Annotated in this window: 20 protein-coding genes; 6 read left to right on the top strand and 14 right to left on the bottom strand. The window is 59.6% G+C overall.

The features are described from left to right. The first annotated feature begins 1 nt into the window (after position 1). A complete protein-coding gene (locus J2X71_RS18995; RefSeq protein ID WP_310383850.1) occupies positions 2 to 466 on the top strand; it encodes a tetratricopeptide repeat protein in 465 nt (154 codons plus the stop codon). Between the two features lie 59 nt (positions 467 to 525). Next, complete coding sequence (locus J2X71_RS18990; RefSeq protein ID WP_310383992.1) at positions 526 to 972, top strand: DoxX family protein; 447 nt, start codon at positions 526 to 528, stop codon at positions 970 to 972. A 52-nt stretch (positions 973 to 1,024) separates the two neighbouring features. On the opposite strand, the gene J2X71_RS18985 is transcribed toward J2X71_RS18990, so the two are convergent. Beyond that, positions 1,025 to 1,198 (bottom strand): DUF1328 domain-containing protein, encoded by a 174-nt coding sequence (locus J2X71_RS18985; protein ID WP_007817547.1) that lies wholly within the window; start codon positions 1,196 to 1,198, stop codon positions 1,025 to 1,027. A gap of 184 nt (positions 1,199 to 1,382) precedes the next feature. Here J2X71_RS18985 and J2X71_RS18980 point away from each other — a divergent pair, with 184 nt between their 5' ends. After that, a complete protein-coding gene (locus tag J2X71_RS18980) occupies positions 1,383 to 2,003 on the top strand; it encodes a TerC family protein (RefSeq protein WP_310383847.1) in 621 nt (206 codons plus the stop codon). A 9-nt stretch (positions 2,004 to 2,012) separates the two neighbouring features. Here J2X71_RS18980 and J2X71_RS18975 read toward each other — a convergent pair whose 3' ends face one another. The 7 genes from J2X71_RS18975 to J2X71_RS18945 form a co-directional block, all read right to left on the bottom strand. Next, positions 2,013 to 3,119 carry a LuxR C-terminal-related transcriptional regulator gene (locus J2X71_RS18975; protein ID WP_310383845.1) on the bottom strand — a complete coding sequence of 369 codons (1,107 nt, stop codon included), beginning with the start codon at positions 3,117 to 3,119 and terminating at the stop codon, positions 2,013 to 2,015. Positions 3,120 to 3,304: 185 nt separating this feature from the next. Further along, positions 3,305 to 4,732: a gamma-aminobutyraldehyde dehydrogenase gene (locus J2X71_RS18970; protein ID WP_310383843.1), complete on the bottom strand. Its 1,428-nt coding sequence runs from the start codon at positions 4,730 to 4,732 to the stop codon at positions 3,305 to 3,307. Positions 4,733 to 4,793: 61 nt separating this feature from the next. Further along, a complete protein-coding gene (locus J2X71_RS18965) occupies positions 4,794 to 5,609 on the bottom strand; it encodes an ABC transporter permease (protein WP_310383841.1) in 816 nt (271 codons plus the stop codon). Next, positions 5,599 to 6,561, bottom strand: coding sequence for an ABC transporter permease (locus J2X71_RS18960; RefSeq protein WP_113324696.1), 963 nt, complete (start codon positions 6,559 to 6,561; stop codon positions 5,599 to 5,601). Before J2X71_RS18960 ends, J2X71_RS18965 begins: the two co-directional genes overlap by 11 nt. Continuing rightward, entirely contained in the window at positions 6,558 to 7,544 is a 987-nt protein-coding gene (locus J2X71_RS18955; protein ID WP_310383838.1) for an ABC transporter ATP-binding protein, read from the bottom strand. The genes J2X71_RS18960 and J2X71_RS18955 overlap by 4 nt, the downstream gene beginning before the upstream one ends. Positions 7,545 to 7,754: 210 nt before the next feature. Continuing rightward, positions 7,755 to 8,912: an ABC transporter substrate-binding protein gene (locus tag J2X71_RS18950; RefSeq protein WP_310383836.1), complete on the bottom strand. Its 1,158-nt coding sequence runs from the start codon at positions 8,910 to 8,912 to the stop codon at positions 7,755 to 7,757. 120 nt (positions 8,913 to 9,032) lie between these two features. After that, on the bottom strand, positions 9,033 to 9,941 hold the full coding sequence (locus J2X71_RS18945) for a LysR family transcriptional regulator (protein WP_310383834.1): 909 nt from the start codon (positions 9,939 to 9,941) through the stop codon (positions 9,033 to 9,035). Between the two features lie 179 nt (positions 9,942 to 10,120). Between J2X71_RS18945 and J2X71_RS18940 the strand changes: the two genes are divergently transcribed. After that, positions 10,121 to 10,852 (top strand): hypothetical protein, encoded by a 732-nt coding sequence (locus tag J2X71_RS18940; protein ID WP_310383832.1) that lies wholly within the window; start codon positions 10,121 to 10,123, stop codon positions 10,850 to 10,852. A gap of 12 nt (positions 10,853 to 10,864) precedes the next feature. On the opposite strand, the gene J2X71_RS18935 is transcribed toward J2X71_RS18940, so the two are convergent. Then, a complete protein-coding gene (locus J2X71_RS18935) occupies positions 10,865 to 11,755 on the bottom strand; it encodes an AraC family transcriptional regulator (protein WP_310383830.1) in 891 nt (296 codons plus the stop codon). Between the two features lie 132 nt (positions 11,756 to 11,887). Here J2X71_RS18935 and J2X71_RS18930 point away from each other — a divergent pair, with 132 nt between their 5' ends. Next, complete coding sequence (locus tag J2X71_RS18930; protein WP_310383827.1) at positions 11,888 to 12,640, top strand: SDR family oxidoreductase; 753 nt, start codon at positions 11,888 to 11,890, stop codon at positions 12,638 to 12,640. A gap of 74 nt (positions 12,641 to 12,714) precedes the next feature. Here J2X71_RS18930 and lysS read toward each other — a convergent pair whose 3' ends face one another. From lysS to J2X71_RS18905, 5 genes are all read right to left on the bottom strand, one after another. Next, the gene (gene lysS / locus J2X71_RS18925; RefSeq protein ID WP_310383825.1) at positions 12,715 to 14,211 is read right to left on the bottom strand and encodes a lysine--tRNA ligase; all 1,497 of its coding nucleotides are present in this window, start codon (positions 14,209 to 14,211) and stop codon (positions 12,715 to 12,717) included. 22 nt (positions 14,212 to 14,233) lie between these two features. Further along, positions 14,234 to 15,688 (bottom strand): glutamate--tRNA ligase, encoded by a 1,455-nt coding sequence (gene gltX, locus J2X71_RS18920; protein ID WP_310383823.1) that lies wholly within the window; start codon positions 15,686 to 15,688, stop codon positions 14,234 to 14,236. 363 nt (positions 15,689 to 16,051) lie between these two features. Next, positions 16,052 to 16,801, bottom strand: coding sequence for a TerC family protein (locus J2X71_RS18915; RefSeq protein ID WP_113321931.1), 750 nt, complete (start codon positions 16,799 to 16,801; stop codon positions 16,052 to 16,054). A 101-nt stretch (positions 16,802 to 16,902) separates the two neighbouring features. After that, positions 16,903 to 17,742, bottom strand: coding sequence for an AraC family transcriptional regulator (locus tag J2X71_RS18910; protein ID WP_310383820.1), 840 nt, complete (start codon positions 17,740 to 17,742; stop codon positions 16,903 to 16,905). Positions 17,743 to 17,847: 105 nt separating this feature from the next. Further along, positions 17,848 to 18,528 (bottom strand): TetR/AcrR family transcriptional regulator, encoded by a 681-nt coding sequence (locus J2X71_RS18905; protein WP_310383818.1) that lies wholly within the window; start codon positions 18,526 to 18,528, stop codon positions 17,848 to 17,850. A gap of 152 nt (positions 18,529 to 18,680) precedes the next feature. On the opposite strand from J2X71_RS18905, the gene J2X71_RS18900 reads away from it, so the two are divergent. After that, positions 18,681 to 19,889 carry an HlyD family secretion protein gene (locus tag J2X71_RS18900; protein WP_113321928.1) on the top strand — a complete coding sequence of 403 codons (1,209 nt, stop codon included), beginning with the start codon at positions 18,681 to 18,683 and terminating at the stop codon, positions 19,887 to 19,889. The last annotated feature ends 5 nt before the right edge of the window (positions 19,890 to 19,894 follow it).

Below are 19,894 nucleotides of genomic sequence, written 5' to 3'. Positions count from 1 at the left end.
AATGATGAAATATGCAATTCTGGGATTCATCTGGGTTTGCGCCATTTCCGCCGGCTTTTCCGCGGTTACCGCATTTCCAGCCTTTGCCGTCGACAACATGGAATCGACTGACGCTCCGGACCTGACTTCGGTGCGGGCCAAGATCGACGCGAAGGACTATGCCGGCGCGCTTGCAGAGCTTCGCGATCTTGCCGAAGACAATCAGCAGGCGGACGTTTACAATCTGATGGGGTTCACGCTGCGCAAGACAGGCGATTACCTGACGTCGCTGACCTATTATACCAAGGCGCTGGAGCTTCAGCCCGATCATAAGGCGGCACGCGAATATCTCGGTGAACTCTACGTCGAGACCGGCGATATGGCGAAGGCTGAGGAGCAGGTGTCGGTCCTTAAACAGCTTTGCCCCGTTGGCTGCGAGGAACTCGAAGACCTTCAGGAAGCCATCTCCGCAAAGGGCGATAAGTGACCGACACATCAACGGCAGGAGCAGGTGGTTCGCCGCCTGCTCCTGATAAAGTGGAGGATATGATGGAAAACGTTGCAAGCCGGCCTCGGCTGGCCGATCTCATTCTTCTTCTGGGTAGGCTTCTCTTATCCCTGATCTTCCTGCATGAGGGTTCGTCGCTCATCGCCGACATCACCGCGACGCTTGCTACCTTCGAAAAGCTTGGCCTGCCGGCGCTGGTGACGTTTGCCGTCATTGCTCTGCAGCTCGGTGCCGGCCTTTCTATTGCTGCCGGTTTCCTTAGCCGGCTCGGTGCGGTGGCCCTGGGGCTGTTCTGCCTCGCGACGGCTTTTATGTTCCACACCAACTTCGCGAACCAGAACGAGCTGCTGCATTTCGAGAAGGATCTCGCTATTGCCGGCGGCATGTTCGTGCTTGCGGTTTCGGGTGCAGGATCGGTGTCTATCGACAATTTCATGAAAAGGCGGATGAAGGGAATGCATCCCTGGCTGACGGCGGTGCTGTAGCGAACTTGTCTTGAAGCTGCTGCCGTCGTTGTCGTCGTTCATAGCCCCGTGGCTAGAAGATCGCCTGTCCTGCCATCAAGGCCAGGATGAGGAAGATCAGGAAGACGACGAGGAATATGCCGAAGAGCACGCGGGCGATCGTCGCGGTCGCCGCGGAGATGCCGGAGAAGCCGAAAAAGCCGGCGACTATAGAAATTACCAGAAATATAAGAGCCCATTTTAACATGGATATCTTCCTTCCGTGATTGCCGGAAGAAGACGCGCCAAAACTGATTTTGTTCCAGATCGGTTAGAATGGAACGGCATTCCTTAAAGGCGTGCTGCTCCGGCCTGCAAGGGCTTTTCAAAGGTGTCTCGATCTGTTTGAAGGGATCATCATCGATTTGCCCCATCGACGAAAGCCACCCTCCATGCGCGCTTTTCTGGACCCCCAGGTCATTTCCGCCTACCTCGAAGTCATCATGATCAACATCATCCTGTCAGGGGATAATGTGGTCGTTATCGGTATGGCAGCTGCAGGCCTTTCCACCGAGCTGCGCGGCAAGGCGATCGTCACCGGCATTGCCGCAGCCGCCGTCATCCGCATCGTTTTCGCCGTCATCGCCGCGCAGTTGCTCGTCATCAAAGGCATCAATCTCGTCGGCGGTCTGCTACTTCTGTGGATCTGCTGGACGATGTTTAGGGAGTTGCGTGAGGCGGATGAAGAGGAGGCCGGGCAGGAAGCCGGTCACCACGCTCACAAGCCGAAACTTTTCCGACAGGCGATCGGCCAGATCATTTTTGCGGATCTTTCCATGTCGCTCGACAACGTCCTGGCCGTTGCCGGTGCTGCGAAGTCGAACATGAATGCCTTGATCTTCGGCCTCATCCTTTCCGTCATCCTCATGGGTGTCGCATCCAATTTCGTGGCAAAGCTGCTCAACCGCTTCCGCTGGATCGGCTGGATCGGCCTTGCCATCATCGTCTATGTGGCGTTCGACATGATATGGGAAGGCGGCATTGAGCTGCTTGCGCTCTACGGTCAGGCCTAATAACCGGGTCTAGATTTTCAGGCTTGAGAGCAGGGAGATAAGCTGGGACTGGCGCTGTGTGCCAGTCTTGGCGAGAACCTTCTTCACGTAGCCGCGCGTTGTCTCATAAGTCAGGCCGGATATTTCGGCGATCTGGCGCGGCGACGAACCATCCATCAGCAGGCGCGCTACCGTCGTTTCCTGAGGAGTGAGCGAAAAGAGCCGGCGCAGCAGATCGCGGCTCGGGGCCGCGCGTTCGGAGAGATCCGTGATGATGGCGACGGCGGCGGAATGCGAGAAGAGTTCGGCCGGTACTCCGTTCAGCCGCTGGGCACGGATTATCAGCGGCGCCTTTCCCGGGCGGGAAAACAGAACCGGCGTGGAGACGGCCGGATTGGTGAAAGGCTCCTTCGAAAGGATTGCCTGCAGATGGCGGCGCAGGAGCCCCGTCTCCTCCTGACTGAGAGCAACGAGCTCCCGATCGAGAACCCGGATATTGCCATCGAGCAGCATCTCCGCGCGCTGGTTCAGCCGGGTGATGCGGCCAAAACGATCGAAGAAGACCACGGCAGTGCCGGCGAGCTCAAATGCCTCGCTCATGCTGTCGATCTTGGCGACATGCAGCGCGCGTATGATCTCGGCTGCGGCGGTCAGTTTCGACTGCATCTTTACGAGCAAGCGCTCGTCATCGCGATCGAAAGGCTGGTCTTGAATGCGGCGCTGCAGGTTGAGGCTCAGCATCGTATCGCCGGAGGTGAAGCCCACCATGGCGGAATAACGGAAGCTGAAGCGGGCCAGGAACTCCGTATAGAAGATATGATGGTTGAACTCCTCATCGCCGGCGATGTCGTGTTCGATGATGACCCCCTTGGCCATCACAACCGCCAGGCCGCGTTCGCGGAAGTCGCGCTTGTACCATTCTTCGTCAAAATAGACCTGGAAGGCCTCCAGCAGATTCGGTGTGCTCAGGAAGCCGGAGGGGAATTTACCGCGCACCGGCATGATATGCGTACCGGTAGAACCGGTGGCGCGGCTGATCTGTTCCAGCGTGCGCTCCCAGCTTGCCGGCACCAGAGCGGATTCCATCAATCCGTCCAGGGCCGTTTCGAGCTCGGAGATATCGATGCGCGTCGCCATGAGTAAGTAATGCCCAACCGATTTCTTTGATCCGATGAAGAATCACACTTATCGCGAAGCGCCATATGGGGTGAACCGGCAATTCCGCGTTTAGAAATAGTATCTGCAGTTGTATTATGACAAAGTGACAAAAGTCACTGACGGCGGCAGTGACTTTTGAAAGAGATCAAGAAGCTTTTGTTCAACTATCCGTGATTGATCATCACATGGCGGACAGCCGTATAGTCTTCCAGGGCGTAGACAGACATGTCTTTGCCATAGCCTGATTGTTTCAGGCCACCGTGCGGCATCTCATTGACCAGCATGAAATGCGTGTTGATCCAGGTGCAGCCATATTGCAGGCGGGCGGCCGTCTTCATGCCGCGGCCGATATCCTTAGTCCAGACGGAGGAGGCGAGGCCGTAATCGCTGTCGTTTGCCCAGCTCACCGCATCGTCGACATTGGTGAAGCGGGTGACCGAGACGACGGGGCCGAAAACTTCTCGGCGGACGATTTCATCTTCCTGCGTGGCGCCTGCAACGACCGTCGGCGCGAAGAAGAAGCCCTTGTCGCCAGAGACCTTGCCGCCGGTGGTAATTTCCATGTGCTTGTGTTCGGAGGCGCGGGTGACGAAGCTTTCGACGCGATCACGCTGGCGCTTGGAAATCAGCGGGCCGATTTCGTTCTCGGTGTCGTCGGCCTGGTTGAAGCGGATGCTGGAGACGGCAGATGTCAGGTCGGCGACGAAATTGTCGTAGACCTTCGCGTCGGCATAAATGCGGCAGGCGGCCGTGCAGTCCTGGCCGGCATTGTAGTAGCCGAAGGTGCGGATACCCGCGACGACGGCATCGATATCGGCGTCGTCGAAGACAATGACCGGCGCCTTGCCGCCAAGTTCCAGATGGGTGCGCTTGACGGTCTTGGCGGCAGCCTGCAGCACTTTCTTGCCGGTCGCGATGTCGCCGGTGATCGACACCATGTTGATTTTCGGATGGTTGATCAGCGTGTTGCCGACGCTCTCGCCGCGCCCGAGGATGACATTGACCACGCCCTCGGGGAGAATATCGGAAAGCAGCTTTGCCATCTTGAGCGCCGTCAGCGGTGTTTGTTCAGACGGCTTGAAGACGACGGTGTTGCCGCCGGCGATTGCGGGCGCCAACTTCCAGGCCATCATCATCAATGGATAGTTCCACGGCGCAATCGAGCCGACGATGCCGATCGGGTCACGGCGGATCATCGAGGTGTGTCCGGGAAGATATTCGCCGGCGACCGGTCCGTGCAGATTACGCACCGCACCGGCAAAGAAGCGGTAGCAATCGACAATGGCTGGGATCTCGTCATTCAGCACGGCATTGATCGGTTTGCCGCAGTTCAGCGCTTCGAGCGTGGCAAAGCCCTGCGCGTCCTTTTCGATGGCATCGGCGATTTTCAATAGATAGGCGGAGCGTTCGGATGGTGTCGTCTGCGACCAGGCGACAAAGGCCTTCTCCGCCGCATCCACGGCGGCATCGATCTGGCCGAGCGAGGCTTCGGCAAGGTTCAGCACGGTTTCGCCCGTCTTCGGGTTCAGGATGTGCTCTTCCGTTTCCGTGCCGGTCTCGAAGCGGGAACCGATCAGCATTTGAGTGTCCATGGGCGTTCTCCCTTGTGGTTGATCGAGTGGAATGCGGAAGGGGCTCCGCGTCCCATTCCGGTTATTTGCCGGCGCCGGCGATCTGGTCGCCGTCGCGCGTAAGGTAATGGGCTGCCAGGATCGGCAGGAAGGTGACCAGCACGACGACCATCGCGACCACATTGGTGACCGGGCGCTGGCGCGGGCGGATCAGCTCTTCGAGCATCCAGATCGGCAGGGTGGATTGCTGGCCACCGGTGAAGGTGGTGACGATGACTTCGTCGAAGGACAGAGCAAAGGCGAGCATGCCGCCGGCCAGAAGCGCCGTGCCGATATTCGGCAGGATGACATGGCGGAAGGTCTGGAAGCCGTCGGCGCCGAGATCCATGGAGGCTTCGATCAGCGAGCCTGACGTGCGCCGGAAGCGGGCGACGGCGTTGTTGTAGACGACAACCACGCAGAAGGTGGCATGGCCAAGCACGATCGTCCAAACCGAGAAGGGTATGTCGAACAGGCTGAAGGCGGAGCGCAGCGCGATGCCGGTGATGATGCCGGGAAGGGCGATCGGCAGGATGACGAGCAGTGAGATCGCCTCGCGGCCGAAGAATTTCGTCTGGCTGACGGCGGCCGCGCAAAGCGTACCGAGGACCAGCGCGATTGCCGTTGCAATGCAGGCAACCTGCAGGGAGAGGCCAAGTGCCGACCAGACATCCGGCCGGTTCCAGGCGATGCCGAACCATTGCAGCGTCAGGCCGGGTGGCGGCCACTGATAGCTCTTCTCCTCGGTCGTGAAGGCATAGACGAAGATGAGCAGGATCGGCAGATGCAGGAAGAGCAGGCCGCCGGCCGCGGCGATCTTCAGGACGAGGGGTGATTTCTGTCCGCGGTCAGAGCGCATCGAAGGCCCCCATGCGTTTAGCGAGCCAGAGATAGATCGCCATGATGACGATGGGTACGACGGAGAAGGCGGCGGCGAGCGGGACGTTGCCGGCCGTTCCCTGCTGTGTGTAGACGGCCTGACCGATGAAGAGGCGTGAGGAGCCGATGATCTGCGGGATGATGTAGTCACCCAGGGTCAGCGAGAATGTGAAGATCGAACCGGCGACGATGCCGGGCAGCGCCAGCGGGAAAAGCACAGTGCGGAATGTCTGGCGCGGGGTGGCGCCGAGATCGGCGGACGCTTCGATCAGATTGCCGGGCACACGTTCGAGTGCTGCCTGCGTCGGCAGTATCATATAGGGCAGCCAGATATAGACGAAGACGATGAAAGTGCCGAGATAGCTGACGGAGAGCGAATTACCGCCGACAACAGGCAAAGCGAGGACGCCGTCGAGCAGCCAGGAGAGATAGAGCTTGTCGAAGAGCCAGGTGAGGATGCCTTCCTTGGCGAGGATCAGCTTCCAGGCGTAGATCTTGACGAGATAGCTCGACCAGAGCGGCAGCATGACACCAAGGTAAAATAGGGCCTTCCATTTTCCTTGCGCATAGCGGGCGGCGTAATAGGCGATCGGGAAGGCGATGACGGCGGAGGCCACCGTCACCAGCGCCGCCATCAGGATGGTTCTGACGATGATGTCGAAATTGCCGGGGTTCAGGAGCTGGGCATAGGTATCGAGGGTGAATTCGTGGTTCACCATCCCCGAGAAATCATCGATCGAGAAGAAACTCTGCAACAGCAGCGCGATCAACGAGCCGATATAGATGATGCCGAGCCAGAGCAACGGCGGCGTCAGCATCAGGAAGAGAAGCAGTTTCGGGTGACGCCAGAAGCTATCCGACAGGCCGCCGAAGAAACCGCCGCGGCGCGGCAGGATCGAGGTTTCCGCCTTGATCATCGCCAGAGCCGTCATGCCGCATCATCCATGTAATGCACGTCGCCCTGCTGCCACACGAGGCGGATGGCGGTGCCGATATCGGGGATGTCGCTGCCGGCCGGCAGCATGACATGCAGGCACGTTCCCCTGATATCGACGGTAAGCCGGGTCGCCGCGCCGAGGAAGCTGGCATTCTCGACCCTGGCTTCGACGCCGTCAGTGGCGAGGTGAATTGCCTCGGGACGCAGGCTCGCCCAGCGCTTCTCGCCGCCAAGAGCCGTCATGACGTCAGGGGAAATGACATTCGACGAGCCGACGAAATCGGCGACGAAGCGGGTCTTCGGACGGCGGTAGATATCCTGCGGCGTGCCCTGCTGGACGATGCCGCCATTGTTGAAGACCGCAACACGGTCAGCCATGGAGAGCGCCTCCCCCTGATCGTGGGTGACGAAGATGAAGGTGATGCCGAGGGCGCGCTGCAGGCTCTTCAGCTCTTCCTGCATCTGCTCGCGCAGCTTCAGATCCAGAGCGCCTAGGGGCTCATCGAGCAGGAGCACCTGGGGCTTGTTGACGAGTGCGCGGGCGAGCGCTACGCGCTGCCGCTGGCCGCCGGAAAGCTGGCCGGGGCGGCGGCTGCCATAGCCCGGCAGTTTCACCAGTTCCAGCGTCTTTTCAGCCTCTTTGATCCGCTCCGCCTTGCCGACGCCTTTGACCATCAGTCCGTAGGCGACGTTGTCGAGGATATCGAGATGCGGAAAGAGCGCGTAATCCTGAAAGACGGTGTTCACGTTTCGGCGATAGGGCGGGATGCCTTCGGCGGTTTCGCCGAAGATTTCGATATGTCCTGATGTAGGCTGTTCGAAGCCTGCAACCAGCCGCAGGCAGGTGGTCTTGCCGGAACCGGACGGGCCGAGCATGGCGAAGAACTCGCCGGGTACGATTTCGAGATCGACGCCATCGACGGCGCGCACCGCGCCGAAATGGCGAGAGACCTTCTGGAAACGGACGGCGGACGTCATGGGGGCTCCGGAGCTGTATTATCTGAGAGAGGCTTTGATCTTCAAAAGACCCCGCCCCAAACCCCTCCCCACGAGGGGGAGGGGCTTAATCTGCCGCGCCCACGCTCAAACCTTTCGGCGTTTCGGCAGGAATGCGGCGGCGCCACTCTGGGCCCTCCCTTGCGGGGAGGGGTTGGGAAGGGGACTTTGTTTACGTGAACCGGCTTGGCGTTACCGCCCGCCGATCACACCGATATAATCCGATACCCAGCGATGATAGGGTACGCATTCGCTCTCGCTTGCGCATTTGGCGACCGGCGTCTTCCAGAACTTGATCTTGTCGAAGTGATCATAGCCGTTGGTGTTGCAGCCGGCATCGGTCAGAAGTTCATTGCCCTTGCAGGCAGCCGGAACGGATGGCACGGCGCCGAACCAGGCGGCGGCATCACCCTGGACCTTGGCCTTCAGCGAATGTTCCATCCACATATATGCGCAGTTTGGATGTTCGCTGTCGGCGTGCAGCATGGTCGTGTCGGCCCAACCGGTCACACCCTCCTCAGGGAAGGTGGAGGCGATCTTCTGTTTGTCGGCCTGCAGCAGGTTGACCTGGAACGGCCAGGAACCGGAGGCGACAACACCTTCATTCTTGAAGTCGTCGACCTGGATCATCGCATCGTGCCAGTAGCGCGAGACGATCTTGCGCTGGCCGCGCAGCAGGTCGAGAGCAGCCTTGTACTGGTCCTCGTTGAGCTCGTAGGGGTCCTTGATGCCGAGATCGGGCTTGTGCGCCATCAGATATAGAGCGGCATCGGCGATGTAGATCGGGCCGTCATAGGCCTGCACGCGGCCCTTATTGGACTTACCATCCGGCAGCTTCTGTTCGTCGAAGACGATATTCCAGCTCGTCGGCGCCTTATCCTTGAAGGCGTCGGTATTGTACATCAGCACGTTCGGCCCCCAGAGATAGGGCACGCCATAGTGGACGTCGCCCACCGTATTCCAGGGCGCATTCTGCAGGCGCTCATCGACAGTCTTGAAGCTCGGGATGAGATCGGTGTTGATCGGCTGGACGCGTTTTCCGGCGACGAGGCGCAATGACGCATCGCCTGATGCGGTGACGAGGTCGAAGCCGCCTTCGTTCATCAGCGCCACCATCTCATCCGAGGTGGCGGCGGTCTTTACGGAAACCTTGCAGCCGGTTTCCTTCTCGAAGTCGGTGACCCAGTCGTAATTCTTGTCGGTCTCGCCGCGCTCGATATAACCGGCCCAGGCGACGATGCTGACGGCGCCTTCCCCCTTGCCCAGTGTCTTCAGCGGTTCGGCAGCGACAACCTGTGTCGCGAAACTCAGGCTCGCGAGCGCAGCAGTGCACGATTTCAGAAGATTCATCGTCTGTCTCCCGGTTCGGTGCCGCTTTTGCGGCGTTTTGTTCCCAGAAGAAAGGGTGACGCGGAAAGGCCGGTTTCGCAAATTCATTTATCAGAAAGGCGATATCGGAAATTCCGATATCTAGCGGGATCTTCCCGATCGCATGTTCTCGGCGATGGCCACGAAATCGCGTGCGGCCTGCGGCAGGCTGGAGCCCTTGCGCCAGACCATGCCGACCTGCACAACGGGCAGAGCGCCGGAGACATCGCGGCTCTCGATACGGTCGCCTTCCAGCGACCAGGGGCGGTAGACGAGATCGGGCAGCAGCGCGACCCCGGCGCCGGTCGCAACCAGGCTGCGCACGGCTTCGACCGAGCGGGTGCGGAAGGCGACATGCGGGCGGGCGCCGAGTGCGGTCAGCAGCTTGCCGGTATTCTCCTCGATTTCATCCACCGTCAGCATGATCAGAGGCTCGCGGGCGATATCGGCGATGGAAATTATATCCGCCGAAACCAGCGGATGCCCCATCGGCAACCAGAGGCGATAGGGTGAGGTTTCAAGGATTTCCGCCTGCAGGGCCATGCGATCACGCAGATTTGAAATCACCATGACGGCGACATCCAGTTCGCCACCGACCAGCAGATGCTCAACGTAGCTGCCATTGTCCTCGATGGCGCTGACCTCCACACCTGGACAGGCGCGGCGATAGCGTGCCAGCAGGTCCGAGAGCACATAGCCCGCAACGAGCGAGGTGACGCCGATATTGAGCGTGCCGGAGGGTATGTTCTCCTGGCCGGAAAAGCTGGTGCGGGCGTCGGAGACCGTTGCCAGGATCTTCGTGGCGTGCCGCAGGAACTGATGGCCGTTGTGGGTGACTGACAGCCCCCGCGGGTGACGCTCGAACAGCACGACGCCAAGGTCGTTTTCGAGTTCCTTCAGCGCCTCCGTTATCGAGGATTGGGAGATCGACAGGTTCTGCGCGGCGCGCGTGACCGAGCCCTGTTCGGCAACGGCGACGAAATATTGAATCTGGCGAAGCGTGAAGGCCATGGCAATTTAGAGCATGTGCTTGAGCGATCTGGCAAGCTTGGGAATGGCTGGACCTTTTTTGGTATTTATTCAATTCGAGACAAAGTCGGACGGTCCACTTAAAGATTCGGAAACGTCATTTCCTTAGCTTCACAGTCACTTGTATTGCGTTGGAGTTTTCAGATGGCGGAGCAGTTGGCGTGAAGGCCTTACTGCGCATATTCCGGCCTTCCCGGAAATTGGCTTTGATCATCGGTGGTAGCGCCCTGTTAGCGGGCGTTTCCGGCGGTGCTGCGGTTTATGTCGGTAAAGACAGGCTGCTCGGTGATGAGGAATCGGCCGATGGCGTGGCCTGCACCGACGTCAATCTGGTGACGATCAAGAAGCAGGATCACGTCTGGGTACGCAAATACATCAAGACCGAACCTGTTGACGGCATGACGCGCATCAAGACGGCATTGCGTGTCGCTCAGGCGGTCTATGAAGCACAGAAGCCCGACCTCGTGCAGGTCGTCGTCCTCGACGAGAATGGCCCGACCTTGCGCTCGGATATTCGCGGCCGGGCGATCGGTGCCGATGTGGTCTATATTGCGCATCCCGACAAGATGGTCGAAGGGCTCGACGACAAGCCCTATACGGCCCGCTATTATGACGGCAAGGCGAGCGAGCAGGGCCTCTTTTATGGCGAACGCATCGAATTGCCGGACGATCGGATCGCGGCGCTGAATGCGAGCCTCAAGGATCCTGCCGATTGCATCGATCCCGTTGCCGTTGCCTCCACCAAGAAGGAGAGCAAGCCGGCAACCGGCGAAAAGGGCGCCGCGCCCAAGGATGCCGAGGAACCGTCTGCTGAAGAGCAGGCTGCCAAGGATGCTGCCACCCCTGCAGGAGACGCTCCCGCAGAGGAGCCGCCTGTCAAGAGCGGGCACTAATTCCGAAAATGATCAGGCGGCGGGCTTGATAATTTCCCTTATCAATGAGACGTCGCGCGCTGGCGGCTGACCGAAGAAGCGCGCATATTCCCTGGTGAATTGCGAGGCGCTTTCATAGCCCACGGCATAGGCGACCGAGGATGCATTTCCGGATCGGGCAATCAGAAGCTGGCGGGCCTGCAGCAGCCTGATATGCTTCTGGAACTGGATTGGGCTCATCGCCGTCACGGCCTTGAAATGCCGATGAAATGCTGACAGGCTCATGGAGGCGAGACCGGCTAATTTCTCGACCTCGATCGCCTCGGCATAGTGTTCACGCACCCAGCGAATGGCGAGCCTTATCCGCGACAGGGCACTGTCGGGTGCTGCAATGTCGCGTAATATCCAGCCCTGTGGCCCCTGCAGCACGCGATAGAGAATTTCGCGCTCATAGGCCGGGGCAAGGGCAGGGATATCCTGAGGCCTCTCCATGAGCTGCAGCATTCTTAACCATGCGCTCAGAAGCTCCGGTGTCATGCGGCAGACCGAATAGCCACTGCCTTGCCCTTCCTGATAGGCCTGTGGCGGAAGGTCCATGAGCAAGGCTGCGACCCTTGCCGGATCGAGTGACAGGCTGACACCGATATAGGGTCTGTCGGGACCGGCCTGCTGGACCATTCCGGTTGCGGGTATGTCGATGGAGATCACGAAATAGGTCGTGGGATCGTAATAGTAGTCCTGACCGGCGATCGTCAGCGTCTTGCTGCCATCGAGGATCAGGTTGATCATGGGTTCGTAGACGGCCCCGAGCCTGTGTTCGGGAATCTCTCCCTTGACCATCAATATGCCGGGTATGCCGGTTTCCGTCGGGCGGTTTTCTGCGTGGGCCGTCAGGCGGCGCATTTCTTCGAGCATTGTCTGCATAAGGAAATCCTGACCCAGCTCGTCATCGCGCGCAAGACAAAAGCAGGAATAGGCAAGAACGAGGCAGTTTCCGGCGGAGTAGCGGCCCGCTGTTTCCCATAGCTTCCGGCCATCGAAAGCAAGGAGACAGAAATGAAAATCGCAATCATTACTGGTGGCAGCCGGGGCATTGGTCAATCGGCCGCACAGGAATGCGCAAGGCGGGGCATGGGAGTCATCATCACCTACAACAGCCATAAGCCAGGCGCCGATGAAGCCGTGGCTGAGATCAAAGCGGCAGGCGGTCACGCGGTTGCGCTCGCTCTTGATGTCGGCGATGCCGCAGGTTTTCCGTCCTTCGTGGACGAGGTCAAGCGGTTGCTCTCCACCTATTGGGGCCGTAGCGATTTCGATTGCCTGGTCAATAATGCCGGGTTCGGCATGTTCAATCTGATGGAAACGGTAACGATGGACCAGTTCGACGCGCTCATGAACGTGCACCTGAAGGGCCCGTTCTTCCTGACACAGGCGCTGTTGCCGCTGATGGCGGATGGTGGTGTGATCCTCAATGTGACGAGCGCCTCGGTGCGTGTCGCAACGGCCGGCGTTGCGCCTTACGCGGCTCTCAAGTCCGGACTTGAGACCTTGACCCGCTATCAGGCGAAGGAATTCGGCAATCGTAAGATCCGCGCAAATGCTATCTCGCCGGGTCCCATCCGCACCAATCTTGCCGATGCTGCGCTGGATAAGAACCCGGAATTTGCCGCACTGCTTGCTTCACAAACAGCGCTTGGCCGCATCGGCGAAGCCGAGGATGTCGGCCGTGTCATCGCCATGCTCGCCTCTGAGGACGGCGCCTGGATCAATGCGCAGACGATCGAGGTCGCCGGCGGTTACATGATCTGAGGCATGGTCTCTCGGACAAAAGAAAACGGAGCGTCCTTTCGGGCGCTCCGTTTTTCATTCAAACAATCCGTTTCTTAGTCGGCCTTGTTGCGGCGGGCCGGGAAGAGGATCACGTCGCGGATCGACGGCGCGTTGGTGAGCAGCATGATCAGGCGGTCGACGCCGATGCCGAGACCGCCTGCGGGCGGCATGCCCTGGTCGATCGCATCGAGGAATTCCTCGTCGAGCTGCTTTTCCTTCTCGCCACGGGCATGGGCCTGCTCGAGCTGCTCGACCATGCGGCGGCGCTGCTCTTCCGGATCGTTGAGTTCGGAGAAGGCGTTGCCGAGTTCCCAGGCGTTGCAATAGGTCTCGAAACGTTCGACGAGGCGCGGTTCGCCCGGCACTTCCTTGGCGAAGGGTGATATGTCCTTCGGGAAATGGGTAACGTGCGAAGGCTGGATCAGCGTTTGCTCGACCTTCTCTTCGAAGATGAAGGCGAGGCATTCGCCCCAGGTCCAGTCCTTCTCAACCTCGAAGCCGGCTGCCTTGGCGGCAGCGCGGGCTTCCTCGTCGGTCTTGATCGCCAGGAAGTCGATACCGGTCGCTTCCTTGACGGCATCAGGCATTGGGACGCGCTTGAACGGCCCCTTGAAGGACATGGTCTTGTCGCCGAAGGGGAATTCCGTCGTGTCGTGGATGGCGAGCGCCAGGCTCTCGAACAGCCGCTCGACGAGGTCCATGATGTCCTCGTAGTCTGCATAGGCCCAGTAGCACTCCATCATGGTGAATTCCGGATTGTGCCGGGTGGAGACGCCTTCGTTGCGGAAATTGCGGTTGATCTCGAAGACCTTGTCGGTGAGGCCCGACACCAGCGTGCGCTTCAGGAACAGTTCCGGCGCGATGCGCAGGTACATGTCGAGCTTCAGCGTGTTGTGATGCGTCTTGAACGGCTCGGCGGTGGCGCCGCCATAGACCGAATGCAGCATCGGCGTTTCGACTTCCATAAAGCCGTCATTTTCCATGAAGCGGCGGATGCCGGAGAGGATCTTCGAGCGCTGCTGGAAGCGCAGCTTCGATTCCTCATTGGTCATGATGTCGAGATGGCGCTTGCGGTAACGCAGCTCGATGTCGGAGAGGCCGTGCCACTTTTCGGGCATCGGAAGCAGCGACTTGGTGAGCATCTCGATCTTCTGAGCGTTGATCGTCAGCTCGCCGCGCTTGGTGCGGCGCACGACACCGGTGACGCCGATGATGTCGCCGATGTCGATCATCGGCAGAAGCGCACGAGCTTCTTCCGGGGTCGTGTCCTTGTGACTGAAAATCTGGATCTTGCCGCCGGCGTCGTGGATATCCATGAACATGCCGGAGTTGCGCGACGAGTAAACGCGGCCGGCGACGGTCACGACATCCTGTGTCTCGACGTCAGGTTCCAGGCCCTCGTATTTCGCGGCCAATTCGGCATTGGTCAGCGTGCGGTGGAAATGCGCCGGATAGACGTCGCCGATCTGCTCGCGCAGCAGCTTCAGCTTCTGGGCGCGCACTTCCGTTGCGTCGGAAGAAAGGGTGTTTTCGGTCTTGTTGTCAGCCATTGTCGAAATCCTCTGACTGTTCTTACTTTGAGCCAACGAGGGCGGCGACGGCCTGCGATGCGAGCTTCAGGCGCTGGCGAACGACCGAGCGGCCGAGGATCGCCATGGAATCGAAGAGCGGAAGCGAGCGCGACGAGCCGGAAACGGCAACGAAGAGCGGCGCTACCACGACCTTCAGTTTCTTGCCCATGCGGTCGGCGATGGCACGCAGTTCGGCTTCGATCGTCTCGACATTCCATTCCAGAATCTTTTCGAGATCGGGCTGGACGGTGTTGAGGATTTCCAGGATCTCTTCCGGCGGCGACTTGATCTTGGCGAAGTCGGACGGCTGCAGGCCGAGATCGGACTTCAGCAGAAAGCCTGCGAGATCGGGCAGTTCGCCGAGCTTGGAGATGCGCGTCTGCGACAGGCGCATGCCCGCCATCAGGCGATCGTTTTCCATCGCCCAGTTGAGCACGCGGTCGCGGAAGTCCTCTTCGGACAGCTTTTCGCGGATCCAGCGTCCATTCAGCCAGTCGAGCTTCTGGATGTCGAAGATCGCGCCGGCCTTGGAGAGGTTTTCCGGATCGAACTTTTCGGACAGCTCTTCCATGGTCAGAAGTTCTTCGCCTTCGGAAATCTGGATGAAGAACAGGCCGAGGAAGTTCATCAGCGCTTCGGGGATGTAGCCGAGGGCGGAATAATAGGAGATCGAGGTCGGGTTCTTGCGCTTCGACAGCTTCGACTTGTCGGCGTTGCGCATCAACGACAGATGCATGAACACTGGCTGGTCCCAGCCGAAATAGCGATAGAGCAGAATGTGCTTTGGCACGGATGCCAGCCACTCTTCGCCACGCGCGACGTGGGTGATCTTCATCAGATGGTCGTCGATGACGTTTGCCATATGATAGGTCGGCATGCCGTCGGCCTTGATCAACACCTGCATGTCGACGGAATCCCACGGGATCGACACATCGCCATAGACGCCGTCGGTAAAGTCGCACGAGCCTTCGGTCGGGATCTTCATGCGGATGACGGTGGTTTCACCGGCTGCCATGCGCGAGGTGACTTCCTCGGCCTTGAGCGTCAGGCAGAGACCATCATATTTCGGCGGCTTGCCGGCGGCGCGCTGGCTTTCGCGCATCTGCTCCAGCCGCTCGGGCGTGCAGAAACAGCGGAAGGCATGGCCCTTGTCGAGCAGTTCCTGGGCGTAGGGCTGATACATGTCCTTGCGGTCGGACTGGCGATAGGGGCCGTAGGGGCCGCCGATATCGGGGCCTTCCTTCCATTCCAGCCCGCACCATCTCAGCGCATCCAGCACTTTGGTCTCGAATTCCGGGGTCGAGCGCGTCGCATCGGTATCCTCGATGCGCAAGATGAACTCGCCGCCGTGCTTCTTGGCAAAGAGATAGTTGAAGAGAGCGATGTAAGCGGTGCCGACATGCGGCTCGCCGGTCGGCGAGGGAGCGATGCGGACGCGGACGCCGGAAGCTGTCATTTTATGTGCCCGTCAATGAATGCCGAGCGGCTTTTCACTGAAAGCGACGTCCGGCCTGGAGAATGCAGATATCAACCAGAAATCGGCTGGAGCAAGGCGTCTGCCCGCATAATCCGCCGATTATCCGTGTGGCTGCGCTTAGGCCATATTCAAAAGGGCGCGTCAAGAAAAACCGCTTCCAGCGGGCCTCTTCCGGCCCCTCCGGGCGACCGTTTCGAATGATCTGTTCTTCGAGGTGAAACCCGGCGACGACATGAAACAGGCGATGTCTGTGCTTTTCACCACGGCCACCATGCACAGAGGAACCTCCGCCTTACCGAGTAAGGCGGAGGCAACAATTGGGTCTCAGATGGATGGACCGCCTTAGTGGCCGCCCTCACGCTTTCGCCGGCGCGCGTTCCTCGCCAGCATGTTCAGCATCTCCACGAGGGCCGAGAAGGCCATGGCGGCGTAGACGTAGCCCTTCGGCACGTGGAAGCCCATGCCATCGGCAATCAGCGTCGTGCCGATCATCAGCAGGAAGGCGAGCGCCAGCATGACGATCGTCGGATTGCGCTCGATGAAATTGGCCAGCGGCGTTGCGGCGACGAGCATGACCGTGACGGCAGCGATGACGGCGATGATCATGATCGGCAGATGCGGGGTCATGCCGACGGCGGTGATGATGCTGTCCACTGAGAAGACGAGATCGAGCAGCAGGATCTGGCCGATCGCCGAGGCGAAGCTTGTACCTGTCGCGCCTGCAATGAAATTCTCGTGCTGATCCTCCGGATCGACATTGTGATGGATTTCCTTGGTGGCCTTCCAGACGAGGAAGAGACCGCCGGCGATCAGGATGAGATCCTTCCAGGAGAAGCCGTGGCCGAAAAGCTCGAAAAGAGGTTCGGTGAGCTGGACGATCCAGGCGATGGTGCCGAGCAGGGCAAGACGCATGACGAGAGCAAGGGCGATACCAGTCTTGCGGGCTCTTTCCCGATGCTCGGGCGGCAGTTTGTTGGTGAGGATGGAGATGAAGATGAGGTTGTCGATCCCGAGAACCACTTCCATCACCACGAGCGTGACAAGCGCCACCCAGGCAGCCGGGTCCTGAATGAGCGTCATGATATCCTGCATCGGCGTATTTCCCCCTTGCGTCGCATATGGACGCGGACAATGTATCGTTGCGGCCCTGCCGGGCAAGCGCCGCAAGGGGGTATACGAAAACGGTCAGGCTTTTATTCCTTGATCGGCAGCCAGATTTCCGTTCCGCCCATCCCCGTGTGGGGATCGAAGCGCTCATCGTAGCGTTCGAACATGTCGGGCATGCTGCCGTGTTCGAGGCCTGAAGTCGGCCACCAGTTGCCGAAGATCAGGTCCATCGTGGCCGGTATACCGGAAACATGACCGCGGTGAGAGAAGACGGCGTAGCGCTGGGTCGGCAGCTTCAGTGTGGCAAAGCCATCCGGCAGATCGTCCGCATCGGATACCTCGACGGCCGCCATGTAACGGAATTTCTCTACTTCTCCATCGATATGGGTGCAGATCCCGTAGGCGACATTACCCTTCTGGTTGGGGATATGGCCGAAATGCTGGTTGAACTTCTGCCAGAGCGAGGGGATCGCGGCATTACCGCCATAGGCGTAGGTTTCCTGCAGGCCGGCAAAAAGCATCGGCTGAAGGGTTTCGAAACGCGGCGGTTCCAGATCGGTAAGGCTTGCGGTTTTCATCCTGATAGGCTCCATCAAAGCGAGATTGCGAATGTGCCCCTGTCGGCGCACCGCTTCCGGTGTCATGCCGAATTGGTCGCGGAAGGCACGGGTGAAAGCCTCGTGCGAGCCGTAGCCTGCGTCGAGGGCAACCTCGAGAATGCTGGATGAGCCTGAGATGAGAGACAGCGCGGCGCCGCTCAGACGCCGTGCGCGGATATAGCCGCTGATCGAATGGCCGGTTACCAGACCAAAGACGCGCGAAAGATGGTAGCGCGACAATCCGGCGGCTTCTGCGATCTCATCGAGGCTTATATCGGTTTCGAAATGGCTCTCGATGAACCATATCGCCCGTCCGATGGCGCTCATCTCTTCTCCCCTGGTTGCCGCTTCATTCCTAGATGAAATGCGGCGGCCGGATTTGATCGCTATTGCGCAAATCCGGCAGAAAACCAATCAGGGTCGGGATGGGGATCAGGCGGGCTCGTGCTTGCGCACGCCATAGGCGGCCATGAAGACAAAGATCGCGCCGCGGATGACGCGCTCAATCTCGTTGCGCGGCGGCGGGCCTTCCATGTTGCCGAAGAGGCGCAGCTTGAAGAAGCTGCCGCTTGCAAGGTCGAGAAACTGGCCGGCGGCGAGATCGATATCGTCGATCTTCAGGGTGCCGGCTTGCACATGCCGCTCCAGGAAGTCGTGCATGATGGTGCGCAGGTTCTGCGGCCCCTTGAAGAAGCGCTGACAGAGAAGGGGCATGCGCTCACGCACACCGAGCACGGTGCGCATGGCGTCGATGACCTTGTCTTCGGTCATATGGGTGACGAAGGTTATCCCGAATTCGTATAGACCGGCCTCGACATCGTCGTGCTCCGCAAGGACCATGCGCACGGCTGCGACGAAGGCGGCGCGCTCGGTCTCGACCATGGCGTGGAAGAGTTCTTCCTTGTTGGCGAAGTAGACATAAAGCGTTCCTTTGGAAACGCCGGCCTCGCGGGTCACGTCATTCATGCTGGCCGCGTCGAAGCCCATCTTCAGGAATACGCGCCTGGCACCATCAAGGATCTGCTGGCGCTTGGCAGGATCCTCACCCGCAGCAAAGCGGCCTCCCGGAACGGGTGGGCTGAATACGGCGGTCTCCTCGGGCTTCAGTGTCATGTCTCCTTAACCGTCTTGGCGAATTCGTGTTTTCTTTTAAAGAAATCGAACCGATTGGTTCTATGCATCTTGATATGAAGTCAAAAACCATTTATGTCAACTGAACCGAACCGTTCAGTTCGATTATTTTACTCCAGATCGGTAGCCTGTCTATGTCGACAAACCAGAAAAGCAACGTCGCGCGCATCGTCAGCGAAAATGCCGACGCCGAAGAGGCAAAAGCGGAAACCGCAGTTCCCGTTGAAGCCCCGAAGGCCGAGGCACCGCAGACGGCTCCCGCGCAGTCCGCGCCTGCTGTCGCACCGGCTCCGTCTGCCCCGAAGAAGCGCCGTAGCCTCGTACTGCCCGTCATCGTGCTCGCTTTTCTCGCCGGTGCCGGCTGGTATGGCTACGACTGGTGGACCAATGGCCGCTTCATGGTGTCGACCGACGACGCATACATCGAGGGCGATATCGCGACGATATCGCCGAAGGTCACCGGCTATGTCGCGAAGGTGAATGTTGTCGCCAACCAGGAAGTCAAGGCAGGCGACGTTCTCGCTACCCTTGATAACGGCGACTACCAGAACGCCCTCGACCAGGCCAACGCTCAGATCGAAACCGAGCAGCTGTCGCTCAGCCGCATCGATGCGCAGATCGAAGGCGCCAAGGCGAGCCTCGTGCAAGCCCAGGCCCAGAAGACTGCCCTCGAGGCCACCGTGCGCGGCGCGGAGATCAAGCAGAAGCGTCAGAGCGACCTGCAGGCGAAGTCGGTCGGCACCACCGCAGATCTCGATGATGCGAATACGGCTCTTGATCAGGCGAAGGCAAATCTTGCCGGCGGCGATGCCAATATCGTTGCTGCCCAGGCCAATATTGCCATCCTCGAAGCCCAGCGCAAGGAAGCGGAGGGTTCCGTCCGTACGCTGGAAATCCAGCGCGACAAAGCCGCCCGCGACCTTTCCTTCACGGTGCTGAAGGCACCCTATGATGGCGTCGTCGGCAATCGTGCGGTTCAGGAAGGCGATCTCGTCTCGCCCGGCCAGCGGCTGATGGCGCTCGTGCCGACCCGCCAGCTCTATATCGACGCCAACTTCAAGGAAACGCAGATCCAACATCTCGTTGCCGGCTCGAAGGTGAACGTGCATGTCGATGCCTATAGCGATTATCCTGTTGTCGGCACCGTTGAATCGATCGCGCCGGCCTCCGGCTCGGTCTTCTCGATGCTACCGCCGGAAAATGCGACTGGTAATTTCACCAAGATCATCCAGCGCGTGCCGGTTCGCATCGCCTTGCCGCAGGATGCGCTTGATAGCGGCCGCCTGCGCGCCGGTCTCAGCGTCGTCGTCGACGTCGATACCCGCACGGCGCCGGTGAAGTAAGCGCC

This window comes from Rhizobium sp. 1399, assembly GCF_031455475.1.
Lineage (GTDB): Bacteria > Pseudomonadota > Alphaproteobacteria > Rhizobiales > Rhizobiaceae > Rhizobium.
The sequence above is the reverse complement of the archived record's forward strand: the minus strand, read 5'-3'. Positions and strand labels throughout refer to the sequence as shown.

Bases quoted from the DNA above. Each gene is read 5' to 3' on its own strand.
- J2X71_RS18995 (WP_310383850.1), top strand. From the start codon at position 2: ATGATGAAATATGCAATTCTGGGATTCATCTGGGTTTGCGCCATTTCC.
- J2X71_RS18990 (WP_310383992.1), top strand. From the start codon at position 526: ATGATGGAAAACGTTGCAAGCCGGCCTCGGCTGGCCGATCTCATTCTT.
- J2X71_RS18985 (WP_007817547.1), bottom strand. From the start codon at position 1,198: ATGTTAAAATGGGCTCTTATATTTCTGGTAATTTCTATAGTCGCCGGC.
- J2X71_RS18980 (WP_310383847.1), top strand. From the start codon at position 1,383: ATGCGCGCTTTTCTGGACCCCCAGGTCATTTCCGCCTACCTCGAAGTC.
- J2X71_RS18975 (WP_310383845.1), bottom strand. From the start codon at position 3,119: ATGGCGACGCGCATCGATATCTCCGAGCTCGAAACGGCCCTGGACGGA.
- J2X71_RS18970 (WP_310383843.1), bottom strand. From the start codon at position 4,732: ATGGACACTCAAATGCTGATCGGTTCCCGCTTCGAGACCGGCACGGAA.
- J2X71_RS18965 (WP_310383841.1), bottom strand. From the start codon at position 5,609: ATGCGCTCTGACCGCGGACAGAAATCACCCCTCGTCCTGAAGATCGCC.
- J2X71_RS18960 (WP_113324696.1), bottom strand. From the start codon at position 6,561: ATGACGGCTCTGGCGATGATCAAGGCGGAAACCTCGATCCTGCCGCGC.
- J2X71_RS18955 (WP_310383838.1), bottom strand. From the start codon at position 7,544: ATGACGTCCGCCGTCCGTTTCCAGAAGGTCTCTCGCCATTTCGGCGCG.
- J2X71_RS18950 (WP_310383836.1), bottom strand. From the start codon at position 8,912: ATGAATCTTCTGAAATCGTGCACTGCTGCGCTCGCGAGCCTGAGTTTC.
- J2X71_RS18945 (WP_310383834.1), bottom strand. From the start codon at position 9,941: ATGGCCTTCACGCTTCGCCAGATTCAATATTTCGTCGCCGTTGCCGAA.
- J2X71_RS18935 (WP_310383830.1), bottom strand. From the start codon at position 11,755: ATGCAGACAATGCTCGAAGAAATGCGCCGCCTGACGGCCCACGCAGAA.
- J2X71_RS18930 (WP_310383827.1), top strand. From the start codon at position 11,888: ATGAAAATCGCAATCATTACTGGTGGCAGCCGGGGCATTGGTCAATCG.
- lysS (WP_310383825.1), bottom strand. From the start codon at position 14,211: ATGGCTGACAACAAGACCGAAAACACCCTTTCTTCCGACGCAACGGAA.
- gltX (WP_310383823.1), bottom strand. From the start codon at position 15,688: ATGACAGCTTCCGGCGTCCGCGTCCGCATCGCTCCCTCGCCGACCGGC.
- J2X71_RS18915 (WP_113321931.1), bottom strand. From the start codon at position 16,801: ATGCAGGATATCATGACGCTCATTCAGGACCCGGCTGCCTGGGTGGCG.
- J2X71_RS18910 (WP_310383820.1), bottom strand. From the start codon at position 17,742: ATGAGCGCCATCGGACGGGCGATATGGTTCATCGAGAGCCATTTCGAA.
- J2X71_RS18905 (WP_310383818.1), bottom strand. From the start codon at position 18,528: ATGACACTGAAGCCCGAGGAGACCGCCGTATTCAGCCCACCCGTTCCG.
- J2X71_RS18900 (WP_113321928.1), top strand. From the start codon at position 18,681: ATGTCGACAAACCAGAAAAGCAACGTCGCGCGCATCGTCAGCGAAAAT.